The following is a 21,751-nucleotide window of genomic DNA, read 5'->3' on the forward strand; positions in this document are numbered from 1 at the left end:
TTACATCTTCTTGGCGCGGACCTGCTGTACCAGGTAGTCGAGCACCTGGATCGTGCCCGGCAGGCTGTTGGTCGCGGCCGGACCGGTTTCATACTTGCCTTGCACGGCCAGCGTCGGCACGCCGTCGATCTTGTAGTCGTCGAGCAGCTTCTTATCCTTCTGCAACGCGCTTTGCGTCGAGAACGAGTTGTACGCGTCCATGTACTTCTTCGGATCGACGCCATTCTTCGCGAGGAACTTGGTCTGGTCTTCCGGCGTCAGCAGGTAATTCTTGTTGACGTGGATTTCATTGAAGACCTTCGGCGTGAGTTGTGTAGCAAGGCCGAGTGCGTCGAGCGCGTGGTACATCTTCGAGTGCGGAATGAAGTCGTCGCGGAAGGCAACCGGCACGCGCTTGAACACCACGTCCGGACCCTGCTTCTTCACCCATGCTTCGAGGTAGGGGTTGAATTCATTGCAGTGCGGGCAGCCGTACCAGAAGAATTCGGTGACTTCGATCTTGCCGGCCGGCACGTCCGTAGGTTGCGGCGTGGCCAGCACGGTGTAGTCCTTGCCGGAAACCGGCGCGGCCGGCGATGCATGCGCCGTGGCGGCAACCAGGCCCAGCGAGAGGAACAGAATGCTCAGCAGTTTTTTCATGTGTTGTTGACCCAAGTAGGCGGTAAAGCGGTGGCGCCACGCAAATGCCCGTCACCGTTTTCAATGTCGGCGTTAGACGTTCTAGTCGTCTGTTGTGCTTGTCGGTTGTGCTTGTCGTGATTGTGACTCGCGCCGCACGCCGATAGTTCGGCGGCGGCGCGTTCCGGCCAATCACCGTTGGTTTATTGTTTGCTTATTGCTTCGTAAAGCGGATCACGGCTGTATCCACGCCCGCGTCGGACAGACGCTGACGGCTCGAATTCATGTCTTCGAACTTCGAGAACGGGCCGATACGCACACGGTAGTACGTCACGCCACCTGCATCGCGCTGCGTGACCTTCGATTCGAAGCCCTGGAAGGCGAGACGCGCACGCTGCTGCTCGGCGTCGGCCGAGGTCTTGTAGGCGCCCACTTGCAGGAAGTAGCCCGTGTTCGCGTCAGCTGCTACGGGCGCCGCGCCCGAACCCGGCTTGGCGTTGGCAGCTGTGGTGGGCGACGTGCTCTTCGGCGTCGAGCCTGCTGCGGTGGCAGCCGGAACGCTTGCGCCTTGCGGTTTCTTCACCGGTGCGGTGGCCGTGCCGTTGCCGTTATCCTGCGCGGGCTTCGGTGCGACTGCCGTGCCGTTCGCGTTTCCACTCGACGGCGGCACTTCGACGATCTGCGGTTCTTCCAGCATGCCCGACTGCGTCTGCGCGTTGGTCTGGCCCGGTGCGGTGTTCGGCGGCGCCGGTTGCGCGGCTTGCGGCACCGGCTGACCCGGCGTCTTGCCTTGCAGCGGACGGTTCGGGTCGTATTGCTGTGCCTGGCTCGCGCCGGTGTCAGGCGCCGCGGGCGGCGCGACCTTCGAGACGAACGGCGTAGGAGCACGGGTGATATACAGCGCCACCACTACCGCGATCGCGAGACCGACGATCAGGCCCAGCACGATACCGAGAAAAGTCCCCCCGGTTTGTTTCGATTGCGATTGCTTTGTTGTGCGGCGTGGTTTTGCCATCGTATGAATCACCTGCAAAAAGAATCCTGGAACGGCCGTCGATTATAGCGACGGCCGCGTGCATGTTGCGCCGGAGGACTTACATCTTGACGGGAGCGGAGACGCCGATCGTCGCGAGACCGTTGGCCAGCACCTGACGCGTAGCCGCAAGCAGCGCGACGCGCGCATTGCGCTCGGCAGCGTCGTCGACCAGCACGCGTTCGGCTCTGTCATTGTAGAACGAGTGGAATTCCCCGGCGAGGTCGCGCAAATAGAACGCGACCGCGTGCGGCGCGAGTTCGTCGGCGGCGTGTTGCAGCATGTCCGGGAACTCGGCGAGCTTGTTCAGCAAGGCCATGGCGCGTTCGCTGGTGAGCGGCGATACGTCGATGTCGGCCAGCGTGCTCTCGTCCGTGTTGTAGCGCGCCTTGCATTCTGCGATGACCGAGCAGATCCGCGCATGCGCATATTGCACGTAGTGCACCGGATTTTCGTCGTTTTGTTTCAACGCGAGGTCGATGTCGAACACGAATTCCGTATCCGCCTTGCGCGAAATCAGGAAGAAGCGCACGGCGTCGCGGCCGCGGCGAATCGTCTCTTCGTCGATCAGATCAACAGCGGCTTCCGAGCCCGGCGTGGCGCCGCCCGACCATTCGATCAGGTCACGCACCGTCACATAGCTGCCGGCGCGCTTCGAGATCTTCACCTCTTCGCCGTTGCGCATCACCGTCACCATCTTGTGCAGGATGTAGTCGGGATAGCCCTTCGGAATGCCGATGCCAAGACCTTGCAGGCCGGCGCGCACCCGCGCGATCGTGCCGTGGTGGTCCGAGCCCTGAATATTGATGACCTTGGTGAAGCCGCGTTCCCACTTGGCGACGTGGTAGGCGACGTCCGGCACGAAGTACGTGTAGGTGCCGTCGCTCTTGCGCATCACGCGGTCTTTGTCGTCGCCGTCATCGGTGGTGCGCAGCCACAGTGCGCCTTCCTGTTCGTAGGTCTTGCCGGCGGCAATCAACGCCTCGACGGTCTTCTCGACCCGGCCTTCCTTGTACAGCGAAGACTCCAGATAGTACTGGTCGAACTTCACGCCGAACGCCTGCAAGTCCATGTCCTGCTCGCGGCGCAGATACGCGACCGCGAAGCGGCGGATCGCATCGAGATCTTCGACGTCGCCCGCGCCCGTGACGGGCTCGCCGTCGCTCGCGGCCACCGTGGCGCCGTTCAGATAGTCTTTCGCGATGTCGGCGATGTATTCGCCGTTGTACGCCGAGGCCGGCCAGCCTTCGTCGCCCGGTGCGATGCCGCGGGCACGCGCCTGAGTCGAGACGGCGAGCGTGTGGATTTGCACGCCGGCGTCGTTGTAATAGAACTCGCGGTGTACGTCGTAGCCTTGCGAGGCCAGCACGTTCGAGAGCGCGTCGCCGAGCGCAGCCTGGCGGCCGTGGCCGACGTGCAGCGGGCCGGTCGGGTTGGCCGAGACAAATTCGATCAGCACGTGCTTGCCGGCGTCGCGTTGCGAACGGCCGAAGGCATCCTGTTCAGCGAACACGGCGGCGATCACCGCCTGTTTGGCGGCCGCCGCGAGGCGCAGGTTGATGAAGCCGGGGCCGGCCACTTCGGCGGCATCCACGAGCCCCTTGGCTTGCGGCTGCGCCAGCAGCGCGTCGACGATCTGTTGCGCCAGCTGGCGCGGGTTGGCGCGTAGCGGCTTGGCGAGTTGCATCGCCACATTGCACGCGACGTCGCCGTGCGCGGCCACCTTGGGACGCTCCAGCGTGATCGTGGGCGAGACGAAGGCGGCTTCGTTCGCGCCTTGGGTTGCTTCAGCAACCTGCTTCACCGTATCGGCGAGCAGTGTTTCGAGGGTATGTTTATGTGCAGGCAGCATGCTTGTTGCGAGTCCAGTGAGGCAATCCGGTGATACGGAAGAAGCGGCGGCCGCGCGCGAGGCGCAGCCGATTCGTCAGAAGCGTGGAAAGCGGCGATGCACTGGCCGGGATTCGCCGGGCACATCGGGGCGCCATCAGGCACGTCGCGGGCAACGCGGTTAGCGCGGTGCGCGGCGGTATGCCGAGGTGCTTGCAGCTGCGGCCTGGCGCGGCGGCATGCGGTTGCAAGCGGTTGCGGCCAACCGGCCCAGCCGCTTCACCTGTGCTACGCCGCGCGCGGCGCATTGCGGCGCGCTTTTCCGTCCAGACGGATTTTAGCAGGTGCTAATATGTTCAATGAGATGCCCACCAAGGGCCGTGGCCGCCGTGCCTGATCGGCGTGTCAACGTAACGCGCGCCGACAGCCGATTTCGAGCGGTTCGCGCGCCAATCCAACATAACGAAAAGGGAACAGTCATGCTGATTACTTTCAAATGCCGCGCCTGCCCGGACGTGATGATGCTGGAGAATCTTGCCCAGTACCTCGTCGGCATTGTCGGCAAGCGCCTTGGTGAGCGTGGTGTCATCACCCACGACGAAACGGGCCCTGCGATCGCGAAACTCGAATCGGCCATCCATACCGACAAACAGGAACGTGCCGAGCACGACGGCCATTTCCACGAAGGCGAAGACGGCCACGAGCATCATGAGATTCCGCCGGGACTCGCTCAGCGCGCGTATCCGTTCCTCGACATGCTGCGCGCTGCGCAGAAGGAAAACGCGGATATCGTCTGGGGTCTCTGATCCCGGAGCGGTTCGCTTGCGGTGGCGTTCGCTGCGTCTGGCGGTGCGGCGCAGACTGTGACGTATCAATGAAAAGAGCCCGCATCAGCGGGCTCTTTGTCTTTCACGGGCCTTAATAGCCCGTCGGCCGAACCTGCTTACTGGCTGGCGGCGTCCGCCGGTGCAGCCGCCGGTGCCGACGCACCCTTCTTCACTTTCTGTTTCTTGGGCTTCTTGACGTGCTTTTGCGTAGGCGGCGAATAGGAACTGACCGAGCTGGCGGGCTGGGCCAGCGCCACCGAGGCGCCTGCGGCGAGTGAAACAGCAGTCAATAACAGCGTCAGCTTCTTCATACGATTCTCTCCGTTGACGATTGCAATTTGATAAGCCGACGCGTTTTGGCCGCGTCTGGCGGGTTGATGCTGTTTCAGTCTACAAAGCCGAAAATTGCACTGCCGCAAATATTCAGCCTAGCGTGCCCGATATAGTAGGTTTCCCGCCCTGTAAGGCTTACAGCAAAGGCGCGAGAGCCCGCTCGGCGTCTGTTTTCGACAACGACATGCGCTTTGCGTAGTCTTCCAGCTGGTCTTGGCCGATCTTGCCGACCGAGAAATAGGTGCTGTCCGGGTGGGCGAGATAGAAGCCGGAGACGCTGGCCGCCGGCAGCATGGCCAGCGATTCGGTCACGCTCATGCCGATTTCAGGGGCTTGCAGCACCTCGAACATGTCGCGTTTCACGAGGTGGTCCGGGCAGGCCGGGTAGCCCGGCGCCGGGCGAATACCGTGGTACTTTTCAGCGATCAGGTCCTCGTTGGAGAGGGTTTCGGCGTTCGCGTAGCCCCACAGATCGCGGCGCACGCGGGCATGCAACGCTTCCGCAAAGGCTTCGGCGAAGCGGTCGGCGAGCGCCTTCAGCATGATCGCGCTGTAGTCGTCGTTATCCTTTTCGAACTGCTTTTCCTTCACGTCCACGCCCAAGCCGGCCGTGACCGCGAACATGCCGATGTAGTCGGCCACGCCCGAATCCTTCGGCGCGATGAAGTCGGCAAGCGAACGGTTGGGGCGCATCACGCCGTCTACCACCGGCCGTACGCTTTGCTGGCGCAGGTTGCGCCACGTGAGCGCAACTTCCGAGCGCGATTCGTCCGTGTAGATTTCGATGTCGTCGTCGTTCACCGTATTGGCCGGCAGCAGCGCGATCACGCCGTTAGCCTGCAGCCAGCGGCCCTGGATCAGGCGCGCGAGCATCGACTTGCCGTCCGAGAAGACGCGGCGGGCCGATTCGCCGACGATCTCGTCGTTCAGGATTGCCGGGTACGGGCCGGCCAGGTCCCAGGTCTGGAAGAACGGACCCCAGTCGATGTAGTTCGCCAGCTCGTTCAGATCGAAGTTCTTGAACACGCGGCGGCCGATGAACTTCGGCTTGACCGGCTGGTAGCCAGCCCAATCGATCTTCGTCTTGTTCGCGCGGGCTTCGGCGAGCGTGACCATGGGCAGGGCTTTCTTGTTGGCGTGCTGAACGCGGATACGGTCGTAGTCGGCTTTCAGGTCGTCCACGTATTTGGCTGCGCCTTCGTCGGACAGCAGGCTCGATGCCACGGAGACCGAGCGCGAAGCGTCCGGCACGTACACCACCGGGCCTTCGTAATGCGGTGCGATCTTCACGGCGGTATGCACGCGCGAGGTGGTCGCGCCGCCGATCAGCAGCGGAATCTTCTTGATACGGAAGTAGTCGTCGCGCTGCATTTCCGAGGCGACGTAGGCCATCTCTTCGAGGCTCGGCGTAATCAAGCCGGACAAGCCGATGATGTCCGCGCCCTCGACCTTTGCTTTGGCGAGAATGTCGTTGCACGACACCATCACGCCCATGTTGACCACTTCGAAGTTATTGCACTGAAGCACCACCGAAACGATGTTCTTGCCGATGTCGTGCACGTCGCCCTTCACCGTGGCGATGACGATCTTGCCCTTCGCGCGCACGTCGGCGCCGGCTTCGGCGAGCAGCTTCTTTTCTTCTTCGATGTACGGGATCAGATGCGCGACGGCCTGCTTCATCACACGGGCCGACTTCACGACTTGCGGCAGGAACATCTTGCCCTGACCGAACAGGTCGCCGACGATGTTCATGCCGTCCATCAGCGGGCCTTCGATCACGTTGATCGGACGGCCGCCGGCTGCGGCGATCTGCGCGCGCACTTCCTCGGTGTCTTCGACAATGAAGTTGGTGATGCCGTGCACCAGCGCATGCGACAGGCGCTTCTCAACGGGCTGGTTACGCCATTCGAGGTTCTCTTCCTTCTTCGCGGCGCCGGTCTTGAACTTGTCGGCGATTTCCAGCAGACGATCGGTGCCGTCTTCACGACGATTCAGAACGACGTCTTCAACACGCTCGCGCAACTCCGGATCGAGATCGGCATACACGCCGAGCTGCCCCGCGTTGACGATGCCCATGTCCATCCCCGCCTGAATCGCGTGATAGAGGAACACGGTGTGGATCGCCTCGCGCACCGGATCGTTGCCGCGGAACGAGAACGACACGTTCGAAACGCCGCCGCTGATCTTCGCGTACGGCAGGTTTTCCTTGATCCAGCGCGTGGCGTTGATAAAGTCGACGGCGTAGTTGTTGTGTTCTTCGATGCCGGTTGCGATCGCGAAGATGTTCGGATCGAAGATGATGTCTTCCGGCGGGAAGCCGACTTCGTTCACGAGGAAATTGTAGGAGCGCTTGCAGATCTGCGTCTTGCGTTCGAACGTATCGGCCTGGCCCTGCTCGTCGAAGGCCATCACCACGGTGGCTGCGCCATAACGGCGAATCAGGTTCGCGTGATGACGGAACGCTTCTTCGCCTTCCTTCAGCGAGATCGAATTGACGATCGCCTTGCCTTGTACGCACTTCAGACCGGCTTCGATCACGTCCCACTTCGACGAGTCGATCATGATCGGCACGCGCGCGATGTCCGGCTCCGACGCGATCAGATTCATGAAGCGGACCATCGCCGCTTTCGAATCGAGCATGGCCTCGTCCATGTTGACGTCGATGATCTGCGCGCCGTTTTCGACCTGCTGCCGCGCGACCGCGATCGCGTCGTCAAACTGGTCGTTCAGGATCATTCGCGCGAACGCCTTCGAGCCGGTCACGTTGGTGCGCTCACCGACGTTGATGAAGAGCGTCCCGGACGTGACGTTGAACGGCTCGAGGCCGGAAAGGCGCATGGTGTGATCGGTCATGGCGTAGGTGCGGTTCGGTTGCGTGCGATTACGTACGGTTACGTGCGTCGGATTCGATAGCGAAAGAGCGGCGGCGCGAGGGCGAGCCGCCGGACTCAGGCTGCGTCGCGGTATTGAGTCGGCCATTGGCGCGGCTTGACTTCAGCCAGCGCCTTGGCAATCGCCGCAATATGCTCCGGCGTTGTGCCGCAGCAGCCGCCGGCGATATTTACGAGGCCTGCCTGCGCGAACTCCTTCAGCAATCCCGACGTATCCGCCGGCAATTCGTCAAAGCCCGTATCGCTCATCGGATTCGGCAAACCGGCGTTCGGATAGCACGACACATAGGTGTCGCACAGCTTCGCCAGTTCGGCGATGTACGGGCGCATCAGCGCGGCGCCCAGCGCGCAGTTCAAACCGAAGGTGAGCGGCTTGGCGTGACGCAGCGAGTTCCAGAAGGCCTCGACGGTCTGTCCCGAGAGAATCCGGCCCGATGCATCGGTGACGGTGCCCGAGATCATGATCGGCAGGCGTTCGCCGGTGTTTTCGAACAGCTCGTCCAGCGCGAACAGCGCGGCCTTTGCATTGAGCGTGTCGAAGATCGTTTCGACGAGGAACAGATCGCAGCCGCCGTCCAGCAACGCCTTCGCCTGCTCGTAGTACGCCGCGCGCAGTTCGTCGAACGTCACGTTGCGTGCGCCCGGATCGTTTACGTCAGGGGAAATGCTTGCCGTCTTCGGCGTCGGCCCAATCGCGCCGGCGACAAAGCGCGGCTTGTCGAGCGTCGAATATTTGTCGCAGGCGGCGCGCGCCAGCTTCGCCGATTCGAGATTCATCTCGATGGCGAGGTCTTCCATCCCGTAGTCGGCCTGCGCCACCGTGGTGGCGCCGAACGTGTTGGTCTCGATGATGTCCGCACCCGCCGCGAGATATTGCTCGTGAATCTCGGCGATGATCTGCGGCTGCGTGATCGACAGCAACTCGTTGTTGCCCTTGATGTCGCGCCCGTAGTCCTTGAAGCGCTCGCCGCGATAGCGGGCTTCGTCGAGCTTGTAGCGCTGGATCATTGTGCCCATGGCGCCGTCCAGAATCAGGATGCGCGACTTGAGCAACGCGGGCAGCGCCGTGCCGCGCGTATAGGCGGCGTCGGGACGGACTGGCGTGACGGTTTGAGCAGGCTGGTTCATGGCGGACGAGGGCTTGCGCCGGTTTTTTCAGGAAACCTGTCATTGTAGCCGCTGCGGGGCGGTTCCGCCGGGCACGGGCGGACGAGCGGGTGCGCCGTGCCGCGGCAATGGTGGCTGCGGTCGCAGCGGAACAAAACGGCGGAAACAAAACGGCGGAAACAAAACGGCCCAGTCAGGTGAAAGCCTGCTGGGCCGCGTGATGACTGCTGACCGCCTTATAAAGGCCGCCGGCTATGCCGGTCGGCGCGGTCGATGGTTGTCGCCAAACCGTTCCGTCAAACCCTTCAGTTAGTGAAGAATCACCGGTTGATGCATCAGGCTGTCGAATTGTCCAAGGAATTCGTCTACCTCATCCAACGACGGCTCCTCTTCGATCAGCTTTTGGACGTGCTCGCGGAAACTCGCCGCCATTGCACCGTCTATGTAGATTTCGCGCTGCATGTTCTTGTCCACGATCTCGTAGCCTCCTGATTTCATGGCCAGCGGGCCTTCCTGCGGCGGAAACTCGACGACACAATAGTTGGGGCTGTTGTAGATCATTTGCATGGCGACACTCCTTATTTCCGTTGGCTCCTGGCCATTCCTGCGCCATAGGTGGAGCTTGTGGTGTGGAATTCAAGGGGTGGGTCCGGATTGACGCTTGTAAAGCTCCGAACCTACCGGTTAGACCGGCTTCTCAAGAAACGTTTCAAGCAGTGCAGCAAAACGGTGAGATTGCTCGATGGGCGCAAGATGAGCGGCATCGAGCAGTTCGAACTGTGCGCCTTCGATGGCGTCTGCTATTGCCTGCGTTGCAGCAGGCGGTGTGCCCGTATCGTGGCGGCCCGCCACGGCCAACGTCGGGCGACGTACTGTTCCCAGCTTACCGCGTAGATCGAAATCGCGCAGGGCTTCGCATGCCATTGCGTAGCCTTCTGGCAACGTATGGGTCAGCACCTCCTGGATCTGCTCGACCGCTTCGGGATGCGCGGCCTGAAAATCGGGCGTCAGCCAGCGGCTCAATGTCGCGGGCACGAGTGATGCCATACCGTCCTTGCGCGCCGCCGCCGCGCGTTGATCCCATACCGCGCGGCCTTCGGGCGGCGTGCCGGCTGTGGTGTCGGCAATCGTCAAGGTGTCGATGCGCGATGGGTAGTCGAGTGCGAATTGCTGCGCGATCATGCCGCCCATCGACATGCCGACAAGATGGGTGGTGGGTGCGCCGAGCACATCGAGCAGCGCGGCGAGATCGCGGGACAGATCGGCAACGCCGAAAGGCTCGCCCGATACCGCAGTTTTGCCGTGGCCGCGCAGGTCGTAGCGCAACACGGTGTAGTTGTCGCGGAAATAGCCGGCGAGTTGGTCCCAAACAGACAGATCGCCACCGAGCTGATGGATGAACGTCAGCCACGGGCCGCCGCCCTCATTGCTCAGCACATAGCGCGTCTCGATGCCGTTGATTTTCACTTGCATGCGGGCTCCTTGGAGGGGAACGCAGTGGAAAGAGCCGTTTGCGCGCTTCTCCCGCCTTCACTATACATACGAAGCGGCCGCGCGAACGGTTGCAGTTCAATATGCGAGTGAGCCCCGTCGCGGAAGTTTCAGCGACCTGTTCGAGACCCTACTCGGATTCAGGGCTTTTTGGGCAGGTTGCCCGGAACCGTCGAGTCGACCGGTGAAGCGGGGGCGGTTTCGGGCGTCATTGCGGGTGCGTTGGCGGCGGGCGATTCGTCTGCTGGATTGTCAGGGGAAGTATTGTTGCCGCTATCGACGCCACCAGAGCCGCCGGTGCTGTTGGCCGGACTGCCGGCGCCTTCGGCATTGAGCTTGCCGCGCCACACCAGTTCGAATTGCGTGCCGTTCGGCTCGGTCTGCATGATTCGCGCGGGCAGCCAGCCGAGCGACGGCGCGAGCCATACGTCGATGCGGCGTAGATCGCCGTCATGGCGAGGCAAGCGTTTGAAGTGGCGCGTCTCGAGGTAACCCTGCTCGGTGCGGATCGTCTCGTCGCCGATCGTTTCGACGGGCCAGTTCTCGCCGCTGTCGTTATCGACCACGAAGAATTGCCGCGTCACGCCCGGCTTGTAGGCGGCAGGGTCGCCGCGCACGAGGCTGGCAAGCTGCATCACCATGCTGAAACGGTCTTGCGCGCCGTCGGGTAGCGGCAGCGTGGCGGGAGTACGTGTGAAGGCGATCTTTTTGTCGGTGCGATTGAAGATCGCCACGTCTTCCGGGCGACGGCCGCGCTTTTCGACGTATTGATCTGGTGCGAGGCCGAAAGCGTCGATGCGGCCATGGCTCGAATACACGAACGTGCCGACGAACGGCAGTGGCACGGAGACGACCATCTCGTAGCTTTGCGCGTTGCTGCTCCAGTGGATCGTGCCGGGCTGGTTGCGCACGCCGTTGTAGAACGTGTCGTACTGCAGTTCGCCGGATGGCGGAACGGAGAATTTCACGCCGGGTGAAGCTTGAGGCGCGCTGGCGGCGGTGGGGGCGCTGGCCGTGCTATTTGCATCGGCTTTCGTGTTGGCGCTGCTTGCCGCGGCCGATGCGCTCGCCGCTGCATCCGATGCAGCCGTGGCAGACGCAACCGCGGGTGCTTCCGCTCGCGGCTGCATCGCCGTCAACACATGCTCGCGCGGCTTGCTCGCGGCTGCCTTGCGCGCCGGAGCCTGCGCTGCCGCTTGAGGCGCGGCGGCTGGTTTGCGCTCGATGCGTTCAGGCGTCAGCAGGGCGACCTGCACGGGGACATGCTCGTTGTCCGATGAATTCAGCGTCGCGCGATTGCGTTCGACCCACTGCGCGGCAATCCAGTGCAGGACGGCCACTACCAGCAGAACCGCAACCCATCGCAACGCGCGCAAACCGATGCGCGGCCGGGCGGGCGGCGTGCGATCAGCGTGGCGCGTGGTGGATGGTGAGGACATTGGCGAATGAATTCGTACAGGCGGTCAGTAACGGATAGGCGGGGGCGCGCAGGGTTCCTGCGAGGCGGCAACATTAAACGCCGCCGAGCCTGGGGGCTCCACAGGCAGCGAACGGTTTCGACCGCTCACCGGCGAACGATGTTCCTCGAGTCGACTCGACTCGACTCGACTCGACTCGGCGCGTCAGCGTGGCGCCGCACTATAACCCAGCTCGTACGAGAGCTTTTGCGCACATTCGCGCAGCGCCGTGTCGATCTCGCCGCCCCAGCGGATATCGAACGCGCCTTCATGACCGAGCGCGATCAGGCCGAGCGCGAGATCGCCGGTAGAGTCGAACACCGGCATGCAGAACGCGTGGATGGTCGGCAGCAACATGCCTTCCACACGCGCCGCTTCGTGCTGCCGCACTTCCGCCAGCACCCGTTCGACCTCTTCCCGCGTGCGCGGGCCGCTCATGTGCGAGGAGCGGCGCGAATCGGCCAGTTCGCGCTCCAGCATTGCGGCGGTTTTGCTCGACGGCAGATAGGCGGCGAACAGCAGACCGGTGGCGGAACTGAGCAGCGGCATCACGTCGCCGAGCTTGAGCGACGCCTTGGCCGGATGACTCGATTCCATCCAGTGGACCATCGTCGGCCCCTGATTGCCCCACACCGCGATGCCCACCGTCAGATCGAGCCGGTCGCGCAGTTCGGCGAGCGCTATGCGCGCGAGCTTCACGCCATCGACACGGGCAAGCCGCGCGAGTCCCAATTGCAACGCGAACCCGCCCAGTTCGTAACGTCCCGACAACGGATCCTGCGCCACGACACCGAGGCGCAGGAAACTCACCAGATAGCGGTGCGCTTTCGCAGGGCTCATGCCCGCACGCTGCGCCAGATCGCGCAGCATCATCGCGCGCGGTTCGTGGGTCAGCACCTCGAGCAATCTGAAACCGACTTCGATCGACTGGATGCCGGAGCGCAGCTTTTCTTCGCCCGTCTCGACGCTTTCGTCGTCGGATTCGGGCGCTTCGAGCGGGTCAGCGGAGTCGGTGTCGGTACGGATCGCGCCGGCGCGGGCAATTGGAGGCATGAGCGAGGCGCATGGAGCGCGTTTAAAAGACAGTGGGAACGGAGTTGGACGCGGTTTCCGGCCGAGCGCGGCAATTGAGCTTGCAGTTGACCCGGCGACAAGGCCTGACAGGCGGCCTGACAACGAGGCCCAGCAACGAGGCCCAGCAACGAGGCCCAGCAACGAGGCCCAGCAACGAGGCCCAGCAACGAGGCCCAGCAACGAGGCCCAGCAACGAGGCCCAGCAACGAGGCCCAGCAACGAGGCCCAGCAACGAGGCCCAGCAACCACGCCTGGCAGCCGGTCCTTGAAGTCGGGTCCGGCAGCCGTGCCGCAATGTTGTGCAAACCGTCGCCGGGCAATGGCACTTGGGCCGCGCCGATTCACCATCGTAGAATAGATTCCTTCTATCGTCACTAACGGTTCACTCCTCTATGAAACTTGCCACGCTGAAGGACGGCACGCGCGACGGTCAGCTGATCGTCGTGTCCCGCGACCTGCACACCGCGGCCGTCGCCGACGCGATCGCGCCCACCATGCAGCGCGTGCTCGACGACTGGACCTTCTACGCGCCGCAACTGCAGGACCTGTACGACGCGCTCAATCAGGGCCGGGCGCGCAACACCTTCCCGTTCGACGCCAGGGAATGCATGGCGCCGCTGCCGCGCGCGTTCCAGTGGGCCGACGGTTCGTCGTACGTGAACCATGTAGAGTTGGTGCGCCGCGCGCGTGGCGCGGAAATGCCGCCGGAATTCTGGACCGATCCGCTGATGTACCAGGGCGGCAGCGACGACTTCATCGGCCCGAAAGACGATGTGCTGTGCGCATCTGAAGAATTCGGCATCGACTTCGAAGCGGAAGTCGCCGTGATCACCATCGACGTGCCGATGGGCGCGACCCCCGATCAGGCGCTCAGGAGCGTGCGTCTGGTGACGCTCGTCAACGACGTCTCATTGCGCAATCTGATTCCCGCCGAACTCGCGAAGGGCTTCGGCTTTTTCCAGAGCAAGCCGGCCACGTCGTTCGCGCCGGTGGCGGTGACGCTCGACGAACTCGGCGAGAGCTGGCGCGAAGGGCGCCTGCACCGGCCGATGATCGTCCACTGGAACAACAAAAAGGTCGGCCAGCCTGATGCCGGCACCGACATGGTGTTCCACTTCGGCCAACTGATCTCGCACGCGGCGAAAACGCGCAACCTGCGCGCCGGCGCGATTGTCGGTTCGGGCACGGTGTCGAACAAGGACGCGAAGCGCGGCTATTGCTGTATTGCCGAGAAGCGTTGTCTCGAGACTATCGAGCACGGCGCGCCGCAAACCGAGTTCATGAAGTTCGGCGATACCGTGAAGATCGAGATGTTTGACGAAGCAGGCAAGTCGATTTTTGGTTCGATCGATCAGGGCATCGCGCCGCTGGATTAAGGCGCCGGTTTTGCGCGGTACGCGGCATCAAGGCGCGTCCGCACGCGCTTTGGCGTCTGCGAAAGGGTTTCGCCCGATGCCGATGCCAGCACGCGCCGCTACACTGACTGGCGCGACGGCGGCCTCGGGGTAGCGGCTGTCAGTTGATTGCGAAACCAACACGAAATGAACCCGCACCCGCACGTGAGCAGGGCACAAGCAGCACATCGGCGGTACATCAAAACGAAAAACCGACGTGAGGAGACAGCATGCCGCGATTTGAATCCTTTGAACGAGGAACCCAGCGCGCTCGCGCATCGAGCGTGCGCGCAACACCATCGCGGCATGGGCTCGCCCGTCTTGCCGCCGCGCTATGTGCCGCGCTACCCGCCATCGCCCTCGCACAGGTGAAGATCGGCCTCGTGCTGTCGCTGACCGGACCGGCTGCGTCACTCGGTATTCCCGCGCGCGATACTGCCACGCTGCTGCCAAAACAGATCGGCGGCCAGAGCGTCGAATACATCGTGCTCGACGACGCGTCCGACACCACGCAGGCTGTGCAGGACACCAAGAAGCTGATCTCCGAGAATCACGTCGACGCGATCATTGGCTCGTCGATCACGCCGAATTCGCTCTCGATGATCGATGTGGTTGCCGATGGCGAAACACCGATGATTTCGCTGGCCTCGTCGGCGAAAATCATCGAACCCGTGGATGCAAAACGCCACTGGGTATTCAAGACCCCGCAGACCGACGCGATGATGGCTTCGGCGATCGCCGAACATGCGAGTACGCATGGCGTCAAAACGATCGCTTTCATCGGCCAGGCCGACGCGCTCGGCGAAACGTTCTACACCGAAGTTGCAAAGTTCGCGCAACTGCATCACATCAACGTGGTGGCGAGCGAGCGCTTCAACCGTACCGATCCGAGCGTGACCGGCCAGGTCCTGAAGATCCTCGCGACCCATCCGGATGCGGTGGTGGTCGGCGCGGCCGGCACGCCCGCCGCGCTGCCGCCGAAGACGCTCAGGGAGCGGGGCTACAAAGGGCTGATCTATCACAATCACGGGGTTGGCAATAACGACTTCCTGCGCGTGTGCGGCGCCGATTGCAACGGCACGTTCCTGCCCGCGAGCCCGGTGCTGGTCGCCGCGCAATTGCCGGCGGACCATCCGGCCAAACGTCTCGCGCTCGACTACATCGCGCGCTTCGAGGCATTGCGCGGACCGGGCAGCGTGTCGGCGTTCGGTTCGTACACGTGGGATGCCGGCATGCTACTCAGCCACGCGGTACCGATCGCGCTTAAAGCAGCTGCGCCCGGCACACCGGAATTTCGCCGTGCGTTGCGCGATGCGCTGGAAGCGACGCGCGGTCTCGCGGATACCAACGGCGTGGTCAACATGAGCGCCACGGATCACCTCGGACTCGATCAACGGGCACGCGTGATGGTCGAAATCAAGAATGCGAAGTGGGTTTATCAGCCGCAATGAAATTGCGCTGGGTTTGCGCTGAGGTTTGCACTGGTAAAGCGCGACATGTGCCCTTAGGGTTACGGTTTCAATGGATGTACCGATAGACGGATTGCTCACCATGTCTCAAGCACCACACAGTAACGACGCGTTTTACGCGCACTACCAGTCGCTGCAATTGCATCGCCACCCGCACGGCGTGCTCGAAATCGTGATGAGCGGCGAGGGCGCGAACAAAAGCGGGCTTGCCACCGCTAACGCGCGGATGCACTTCGAGCTCGCCGAAATCTGGCGCGATATCGATCGGGATCCCGACACGCGTGTCGCGATCATTCGCGGCGAGGGCAAGGGCTTTTCGGCCGGTGGCGACCTGCAACTGGTCGAAGACATGGCGACCGATTTCGATGTCCGCGCACGCGTGTGGCGCGAGGCGCGCGATCTGGTCTACAACGTGATCAATTGCAGCAAGCCGATCGTTTCGGCGATGCACGGGCCGGCGGTCGGCGCGGGGCTGGTGGCCGGGCTGCTCGCCGATATCTCGATTGCGACGAAGTCGGCGCGCATTATCGATGGTCATACGCGCTTGGGCGTGGCCGCCGGCGATCACGCGGCCATCGTCTGGCCGCTCCTGTGCGGCATGGCGAAGGCCAAGTATTACCTGCTGCTGTGCGAGCCGGTGAGCGGCGAGGAGGCGGAGCGGATCGGCCTCGTGTCGCTCGCCGTCGACGAAAACGATCTGCGGCCCAAAGCATTCGAAGTCGCGCAAAAACTGGCCAACGGCTCGCAAACGGCGATTCGTTGGACCAAGTACGCGCTGAACAACTGGCTGCGCTCGGCGGGGCCTGCGTTCGATACGTCGCTGGCACTGGAATTCATGGGTTTCGCCGGGCCGGATGTGCGCGAAGGCGTGAACTCGCTGCGCGAACGGCGTGCGCCGGATTTTGGCGGCGCTGACCCGTGGAGCGGGCAGCCGCGGCACACGCCGGGCAGCAGCGGCTCGGGCGGTGAGCGTTCCTGAAGCCGGAGGCCGGCGCGTATTGCGCAAAGCCCCGCCGGTCGGCACTTGAGGTGCAGCGCGAGTCGGGCAAACAGCAGCCCAAACTAAGCGCGGTTCGCGGCGCCGCGCGCGGTATGATCGAATCAAACGCGCGCGGGATGGCGCTATTTCCTTCCCTTTATGCAGCGAGGCGACAAGCATGACCGATACACCTGGCACCACGCCGCCCTTTCCCGGCTTTCCCGGTTTTCCGCCCGCTGAAATGCTCGAACAGATGTGGGGCATGATGCGTCTCTCGCCGTTCGGCTCGGCGTTTTCCGGCGCGCAGGCAGGCAGCAGCCTCGGGCCGTCGCTGTCGATGATGTCCGACATGATGGCGCCGCTGACCAACGTCGAAGAACTCGACAAACGCATCACCGATATGCGCGCGGTCGAGCAGTGGCTCAAGCTGAATCTGAACATGCTGCAGTCCGCCATACAGGCGCTTGAAGTGCAGCGCGCCACGCTGGCGACGCTGCGTGCGTTCGGCGCGTTTGCGCAGTCGTCGATGGCGCAGCCGGCTTCCGCAGCTGCTGCGCCGAGCCCAGCGCCGACCGGGTGGCCGCATCCGGAGGCTGCTTCGGCTGCGGCCAGTGCGAGATCATCGGCCGCCGCCGAGCCGGCAACCGACGAAGGCGAGGCCGCCGCAACGCCGTCGTTCGACGCCTCCGCCTGGTGGAATCTGCTGCAGTCGCAGTTCAATCAGATCGCCCAGTTTGCGATGACGCAGCCAGCTGCGGCAGCCGCCGCATCAGGCGGTTCGGCGACGGATTCGCCGGGAGCAACGGGCGCTTCGGCATCGGCAACGGACGCAGCTGATGCGCCGGATGAGGCCGCCGCAGACGCAGGGCACGCAACCAAACAGCCGGCAGCGAAGCGGGCAGCGACGTCAACTGCATCGTCAACTGCAACGGCCGCGAAGCGCGCAGGCAGTTCGGGCGCCGCTCCGCGAACGACGAAAAAGTCCATTTAACGGCAGAAGTGACGTTGGGCGGCGCGACCCATGCGACGACGGCGCAAAGCCCGGCGGACCGGCGGTGCAAAACGAAGCGAATTCGCCGCCTGTCATGCTTTTGACCCCGATCGTCAGCCACACTCCGCGAATCGGGTCGTTTATTGAGAGAGGTCAATCAGGCACCGGAATTGCGCCTGCTTGTGCACGGGATCCGTAAAGTCAGCGTGCTATCATTGTGTAAGATTTGTTTGGCTTTTGGGCGTGCGCTGAAAACAACCAATCCAGCCGCCCTTGCTCCATTCGCCGCCGGTATCCCCGGCGCAGGGCTGGACAGTGCGGATTCATCGCAAACTGGCTCGACCTCAGGCATAGGGTATCCCTCACCCACGGTTGGCCGCGTAGCGCGTAACTTCTGGTTAGCCGCGCCGCGCAAACGCCGGACTTCTTTGCTGCCCGGTGCATCTAGGCGGCCGATTACCGCGTAAAATTGAATGCTTGGCCGATAAACGGCGTACAAAACGGTGCGTTTCGTTCGTCATCAGCAAAAGTACTACACGTAGTAGTTACAGACACAGACAGTATGCGCAGAACAGGGGTGGGACTATGAACACCATGCTTTATCCGGAACTTTATAAATCGCTCGAATCCGTTCGATGGGACATGGAGAAAGACATTCCCTGGGACAAGTTCGATGCATCGCTATTGACCGACGAGCAGGCCGCGACGATCAAGATGAACGCGATCACCGAATGGTCAGCGTTGCCCGCTACGGAAATGTTCCTCCGTGACAACCATCACGACAGCGATTTCTCCGCGTTCATGAGCGTGTGGTTCTTTGAAGAACAGAAGCATTCGCTGGTGCTGATGGAATATCTGCGCCGCTTCAAGCCGGAAATGTGCCCGACCGAAGAAGAACTGCATGCGGTGCGCTTCGAATTCGATCCGGCGCCGCCGCTCGAAACGCTGATGCTGCACTTCTGCGGCGAAATCCGCCTGAATCACTGGTATCGCCGTGCTGCCGAATGGCACACCGAGCCGGTCATCAAAGCCATCTACGAAACCATTTCGCGCGACGAAGCGCGTCATGGCGGCGCGTATCTGCGCTACATGAAGAAGGCGATGGTGCAGACCGGCGACATCGCGCGTGCTGCGTTCGCCAAGATTGGCGTCCTGATGGCGTCGGCGCGCCGCACGGAAAAGCCGCTGCACCCGACCAATCTGCACGTGAATCAGGCTCTGTTCCCGCGCGACACGATTCAATCGCGTCTGCCCGATCCGGAATGGCTCGAGCGCTGGCTCGACGAACAAATCCGTTTCGACGACGGCTGGGAAAAGAAAGTGGTCGAGCGGATTCTGCACAACCTGTCGATTCTGTTCGAGCGCACGTTCAATACGGCGCAGGAATTGAACCGTTATCGCAAGGAAGTCGTCGCGCGCCTGCAGGCCGATCAGAAATCGGCTGAACAGCCGGCTTGATGGGTTCAGGTTCGCGGGCTCGAGTCTGCGAGCTTGATTAGGACTCGGCGCTAGCGCCGCGAACTGGTTTAAGGTTTCAGGAATGGCCCGGCAGGCGAGAGCTTGCTGGGCCGTTTTGCTTCATGCCGTTCGCCGTGTATCGTGGCGGCACTTCTTTTTTTCTTTGCGACTCCGTCATGGCCGCCACTTTTGAACGCAAGATTTTTACGCGCGATGCGCTGGTGAAGCTTCGCGCTTCGATGCCCACGCCGGTTGTATTTACCAACGGCGTGTTCGACATCCTGCATCGCGGGCATGTGACTTATCTTGCCGACGCCAAAGCGCTCGGCGCTTGCCTGATTGTCGGCGTCAATAGCGATGCTTCAGTGCGCATGCTAGGCAAGGGGGATGACCGGCCGATCAATAACGAGGCCGATCGGATGGCTTTGCTGGCGGCGCTGGAGAGTGTCGATTACGTGGTTTGCTTTGGCGAGAAGACGCCCGTGGAGCTGATTTCCGCGCTGCAGCCGGACGTGCTCGTCAAAGGCGGCGACTACGACATGGATGCTTTGCCCGAATCAGCCATTGTGCGGGGATGGGGCGGCAAGGCTGTGGCGATTCCCTTCGAGCATGAGCGCTCGACCACTGCGTTATTGAAGAAGGTTCGCGCGCAAGGGTGATGCGTTTGTCCGGGCGCCGCTTTCTTCTCTTCGCCGAAGCTGAGCGCAACGCTGGGGCCCGGCGCTACTTCTAGCGCCAGCCGCCGCTTCGTTACTGAGGCAGTGCCGATGCCGCTATCGGCGCCGCTGGCGCCGGACCGCCTACGACCGCCTGGTCGGCCGCTTCGGCTGCCGTGACGGGTTGCACCTTCAACGACTCCGCACGGAACTGGCGATTAAGGTGGTTCGGCTCGCGGCTGCCGGCTGTGGGCGTCGGGCCGAATACGCCGCGCATCGCGACGAATGCCAGCATGTTGGCAAGAAACAATATGGCGATCAGCCAGCGCAGCATCGTTAGTATTCCCCGTCGATAAGTTCAGCCACCGCTATCCGTATGGCCGCGACTCAGGCGTCGCGTTCCATCGCGCGTTCGGCAGCAATCAGTGCAAGCCCCGACAGCACCAGCGAATCGTGGCGAGTATGCGGCACTTTTAGCGCACTTGTCACTTCGTCCACGGCGCCGCCGCTCACCACCAGACGCACCGGCACCTGCCATTCGTCCTGCAAGTCACGCCACATGCGCTCGATCAAACCGGCTTGCGCCAACGTGCAACCGGCCGACAACGAGCGCGGCGTATCGGTCGCGAAGAACGGGCCGTGGCGATCGCGGTCAGCCGTGGCGTCCGCGTCGAGCAAGCCGCGCGCCGCGTTGGCGTCGAGCGTCGGCAATTGCGCCGTGTGCTCGCCTAGCGAGCGCATCATCAAGGTCCAGCCTGGCGCAATCAGGCCGCCGACAAAGCAGCCGTCCGCACGCAACGCTTCGAGCGTGGTCGCCGTGCCGAACGTCGCAATGAGCAGATTCTCGCCGGGAAACGCCGCGTGCGCGCCAATCAGGCCGGCCCAACGATCGCTGCCGAGCGCATGCGGCGTTGTGTAGCTATTGGTCACACCGCATTGCTGCGCGCAGGCGCGGATCGTCGTGCGCGGCAGTTGCGGCCAGCGGGCGTCGAGTAGTGCGTCAATCCGCGTCGCGACACTTTCGCCAGCGACGTTCGATAACCATGCGCCGCCCGGTGCCGGCAAATTCGACCAGTCAGGTTGGTCAGCGCCGCCGTGGGCAAGTGCGCCGGCTGCGATTGGCTTGCCGTCTGGCTGCACCAGCGCCCACTTGATGCGGCTATTGCCTGCATCGATCAACAGACAAGGCGCGCCGCTCGTCATGCAGCACCGTCGGCCAGACGCAGCGAGACGTCACCGGTCGCCACGCTCAGACGGCCTGCCGCCGTGTTGAGCAGCAGTTGCCCGCGCTCGTCGACGCCCGCCGCCACGCCGCGCGCCAGCTCTTGACCTTGCTCCAGTAGCACGACTTCGCGGCCAGCGTAGGCGTGCACGGCGTTCCAGCGCGCCTGGAACGGCGCGAAGCCTTCCGCGCCGAAGCGCTGCAACGCGGGTTCGAGCGCGCTCAGTTCCGCCGCCAGCGTATCGGTGAGGTTCGCATTCGGCAGCGCGCGTTGCAGCGCGGTCGGCACGGTGCCGCGCGCTTGCGCCGGCACGTCCGCGTTCAGCGCGCCGACCTTGGCGGCGAGCTCGTCCGCGCCCTTCACATTGGTGCCGATACCGATCACCACAGCGCTCGCGTCATCCGTGCTCCACGCGGTTTCGATCAGGATGCCGGCCAGCTTGTCGCCTTCGAGCAGGACGTCATTGGGCCACTTCAGTGCGATCTGTCCGGGGCCTGCGACCGGCAAGGAGCGCAGCCCGTCGACCAGCGCCACGCCCACCGCGAGGCTCAAGCCTGCCAGCCCTTCGAGCGGGCGCGGCAGCACGCACGCCACCGAAAACAGCAGCGCATTGCCCGGCTCCGCATACCACGGGCGGCCACGGCGGCCGCGGCCCGCGGTTTGCAGATACGCGACCCGCACGATCGGCCGCGGCAGCGCGCCGGCTTTGCGCGGCAATGCTTTGACGCGCGTCATCAGGTCGGCGTTGGTCGAGCCGGTTTCCTCGACGATTTCAATCGGCCAGTCTTGCGCGTGCGGACCGAATAGCGCGACGGCGCGCTCGCGGTCGATGCGCCAGTCGGGAGCCGCAGCGGCTTGGGGTGGGGTCTTGGAGGCGTTCATGTCTCATATTGTAGCGACAGCGAACGCTGTGAGCCCGC

20 protein-coding genes are annotated in these 21,751 nt (G+C 63.2%); 7 read left to right on the forward strand and 13 right to left on the reverse strand.

Annotated features, from left to right (window positions below; all coding sequences use genetic code 11):
• The 3 genes from HHL24_RS09885 to argS all read right to left on the reverse strand — a co-directional run bounded on the left by HHL24_RS09885 (window position 1) and on the right by argS (window position 3,503).
• Entirely contained in the window at window positions 1–639 is a 639-nt protein-coding gene (locus HHL24_RS09885; RefSeq protein ID WP_169485325.1) for a thiol:disulfide interchange protein DsbA/DsbL, read from the reverse strand.
• Window positions 640–832: 193 nt separating this feature from the next.
• The gene (locus tag HHL24_RS09890) at window positions 833–1,651 is read right to left on the reverse strand and encodes an SPOR domain-containing protein (protein WP_169485326.1); all 819 of its coding nucleotides are present in this window, start codon (window positions 1,649–1,651) and stop codon (window positions 833–835) included.
• Window positions 1,652–1,712: 61 nt separating this feature from the next.
• Window positions 1,713–3,503, reverse strand: a complete 1,791-nt coding sequence (gene argS, locus HHL24_RS09895; RefSeq protein ID WP_169485327.1) for an arginine--tRNA ligase — start codon at window positions 3,501–3,503, stop codon at window positions 1,713–1,715.
• Window positions 3,504–3,960: 457 nt separating this feature from the next.
• Between argS and HHL24_RS09900 the strand changes: the two genes are divergently transcribed.
• Window positions 3,961–4,287 carry a DUF1840 domain-containing protein gene (locus HHL24_RS09900; RefSeq protein ID WP_169485328.1) on the forward strand — a complete coding sequence of 109 codons (327 nt, stop codon included), beginning with the start codon at window positions 3,961–3,963 and terminating at the stop codon, window positions 4,285–4,287.
• 137 nt (window positions 4,288–4,424) lie between these two features.
• Here the strand turns inward: HHL24_RS09900 and HHL24_RS09905 are convergent, their stop codons facing one another.
• The 7 genes from HHL24_RS09905 to HHL24_RS09935 form a co-directional block, all read right to left on the reverse strand.
• Complete coding sequence (locus HHL24_RS09905) at window positions 4,425–4,619, reverse strand: acid-shock protein (RefSeq protein ID WP_169485329.1); 195 nt, start codon at window positions 4,617–4,619, stop codon at window positions 4,425–4,427.
• Window positions 4,620–4,776: 157 nt separating this feature from the next.
• Window positions 4,777–7,494, reverse strand: coding sequence for a methionine synthase (metH, locus tag HHL24_RS09910; protein WP_169485330.1), 2,718 nt, complete (start codon window positions 7,492–7,494; stop codon window positions 4,777–4,779).
• 95 nt (window positions 7,495–7,589) lie between these two features.
• On the reverse strand, window positions 7,590–8,660 hold the full coding sequence (locus HHL24_RS09915; protein WP_169485331.1) for a homocysteine S-methyltransferase family protein: 1,071 nt from the start codon (window positions 8,658–8,660) through the stop codon (window positions 7,590–7,592).
• Window positions 8,661–8,948: 288 nt separating this feature from the next.
• Complete coding sequence (locus HHL24_RS09920) at window positions 8,949–9,206, reverse strand: BTH_I0359 family protein (protein ID WP_120344435.1); 258 nt, start codon at window positions 9,204–9,206, stop codon at window positions 8,949–8,951.
• 117 nt (window positions 9,207–9,323) lie between these two features.
• Entirely contained in the window at window positions 9,324–10,112 is a 789-nt protein-coding gene (locus HHL24_RS09925) for an alpha/beta fold hydrolase (RefSeq protein WP_169485332.1), read from the reverse strand.
• Between the two features lie 158 nt (window positions 10,113–10,270).
• Window positions 10,271–11,569: a DUF3108 domain-containing protein gene (locus HHL24_RS09930; protein ID WP_169485333.1), complete on the reverse strand. Its 1,299-nt coding sequence runs from the start codon at window positions 11,567–11,569 to the stop codon at window positions 10,271–10,273.
• A 183-nt stretch (window positions 11,570–11,752) separates the two neighbouring features.
• Window positions 11,753–12,640 carry an IclR family transcriptional regulator gene (locus HHL24_RS09935; protein ID WP_169485334.1) on the reverse strand — a complete coding sequence of 296 codons (888 nt, stop codon included), beginning with the start codon at window positions 12,638–12,640 and terminating at the stop codon, window positions 11,753–11,755.
• Between the two features lie 413 nt (window positions 12,641–13,053).
• On the opposite strand from HHL24_RS09935, the gene HHL24_RS09940 reads away from it, so the two are divergent.
• From HHL24_RS09940 to rfaE2, 6 genes are all read left to right on the forward strand, one after another.
• On the forward strand, window positions 13,054–14,037 hold the full coding sequence (locus tag HHL24_RS09940) for a fumarylacetoacetate hydrolase family protein (protein ID WP_169485335.1): 984 nt from the start codon (window positions 13,054–13,056) through the stop codon (window positions 14,035–14,037).
• 248 nt (window positions 14,038–14,285) lie between these two features.
• Window positions 14,286–15,506, forward strand: a complete 1,221-nt coding sequence (locus HHL24_RS09945) for an ABC transporter substrate-binding protein (RefSeq protein WP_169485336.1) — start codon at window positions 14,286–14,288, stop codon at window positions 15,504–15,506.
• Between the two features lie 100 nt (window positions 15,507–15,606).
• A complete protein-coding gene (locus HHL24_RS09950) occupies window positions 15,607–16,503 on the forward strand; it encodes an enoyl-CoA hydratase/isomerase family protein (RefSeq protein WP_169485337.1) in 897 nt (298 codons plus the stop codon).
• Between the two features lie 178 nt (window positions 16,504–16,681).
• Window positions 16,682–17,494, forward strand: coding sequence for a PhaM family polyhydroxyalkanoate granule multifunctional regulatory protein (locus tag HHL24_RS09955; protein WP_169485338.1), 813 nt, complete (start codon window positions 16,682–16,684; stop codon window positions 17,492–17,494).
• A gap of 585 nt (window positions 17,495–18,079) precedes the next feature.
• Window positions 18,080–18,952 (forward strand): ferritin family protein, encoded by an 873-nt coding sequence (locus HHL24_RS09960; protein ID WP_028198988.1) that lies wholly within the window; start codon window positions 18,080–18,082, stop codon window positions 18,950–18,952.
• Window positions 18,953–19,128: 176 nt separating this feature from the next.
• Complete coding sequence (rfaE2, locus tag HHL24_RS09965; protein ID WP_169485485.1) at window positions 19,129–19,611, forward strand: D-glycero-beta-D-manno-heptose 1-phosphate adenylyltransferase; 483 nt, start codon at window positions 19,129–19,131, stop codon at window positions 19,609–19,611.
• A 91-nt stretch (window positions 19,612–19,702) separates the two neighbouring features.
• On the opposite strand, the gene HHL24_RS09970 is transcribed toward rfaE2, so the two are convergent.
• Genes HHL24_RS09970 through HHL24_RS09980 form a run of 3 tightly spaced genes read right to left on the reverse strand, consistent with a single transcriptional unit; the run spans window position 19,703 to window position 21,713 of the window.
• Window positions 19,703–19,942 carry a hypothetical protein gene (locus HHL24_RS09970; RefSeq protein WP_169485339.1) on the reverse strand — a complete coding sequence of 80 codons (240 nt, stop codon included), beginning with the start codon at window positions 19,940–19,942 and terminating at the stop codon, window positions 19,703–19,705.
• Between the two features lie 53 nt (window positions 19,943–19,995).
• A complete protein-coding gene (locus tag HHL24_RS09975) occupies window positions 19,996–20,811 on the reverse strand; it encodes a type III pantothenate kinase (RefSeq protein WP_169485340.1) in 816 nt (271 codons plus the stop codon).
• Window positions 20,808–21,713: a biotin--[acetyl-CoA-carboxylase] ligase gene (locus HHL24_RS09980; protein ID WP_169485341.1), complete on the reverse strand. Its 906-nt coding sequence runs from the start codon at window positions 21,711–21,713 to the stop codon at window positions 20,808–20,810. Before HHL24_RS09980 ends, HHL24_RS09975 begins: the two co-directional genes overlap by 4 nt.
• Between the last annotated feature and the right edge of the window lie 38 nt (window positions 21,714–21,751).

The sequence above is a fragment of the Paraburkholderia polaris genome, assembly GCF_012927345.1.
Taxonomy (GTDB): Bacteria; Pseudomonadota; Gammaproteobacteria; order Burkholderiales; family Burkholderiaceae; genus Paraburkholderia; species Paraburkholderia polaris.